Raw genomic sequence first — 536 nt, forward strand, 5'->3', positions numbered from 1 at the left:
TCGTTCAAGTTGCAAACATTTGAGAGACTCTATGACAGGTTACTCTTCATTCCAGTACATCTACGGAGGAATGAATTTCAGCCGTCATGTTTCAATTTTCAGCTTGTTCCAGATTGTTAAAGAGCAATATCTTAAACATGACTCGAAAGTCATCTTTAAGATATGGTGTATCGTCAGATACTGAAGACCGCCGCTTTCACCGGGTGGGTCGGAAGCTTGGCGTCCCCTAGGGGATTCGAACCCCTGTTACCGCCGTGAAAGGGCGGTGTCCTAGGCCTCTAGACGAAGGGGACACGACACCGTACTTTTATGACGCTTTTGCTCGTTACTTTTTCATCAGACAATCTGTGTGAGCACGCCACTCGAAGCAATATCTTTAGGTAAGGAGGTGATCCAACCGCAGGTTCCCCTACGGTTACCTTGTTACGACTTCACCCCAGTCATGAATCACAAAGTGGTAAGCGCCCTCCCGAAGGTTAAGCTACCTACTTCTTTTGCAACCCACTCCCATGGTGTGACGGGCGGTGTGTACTTTT

Annotated in this window: 1 tRNA gene and 1 rRNA gene; both read right to left on the reverse strand. The window is 47.8% G+C overall.

Going from position 1 to position 536, the window contains the following annotated elements:
• Positions 1-217: 217 nt before the first annotated feature.
• A tRNA-Glu gene (locus ACSBQQ_RS24675) sits at positions 218-293 on the reverse strand.
• An 88-nt stretch (positions 294-381) separates the two neighbouring features.
• A 16S ribosomal RNA gene (locus ACSBQQ_RS24680) occupies positions 382-536 on the reverse strand; the annotation flags it as partial.

This window comes from Serratia sp. G204Y (genome assembly GCF_051172435.1).
Taxonomy (GTDB): Bacteria; Pseudomonadota; Gammaproteobacteria; order Enterobacterales; family Enterobacteriaceae; genus Serratia; species Serratia sarumanii.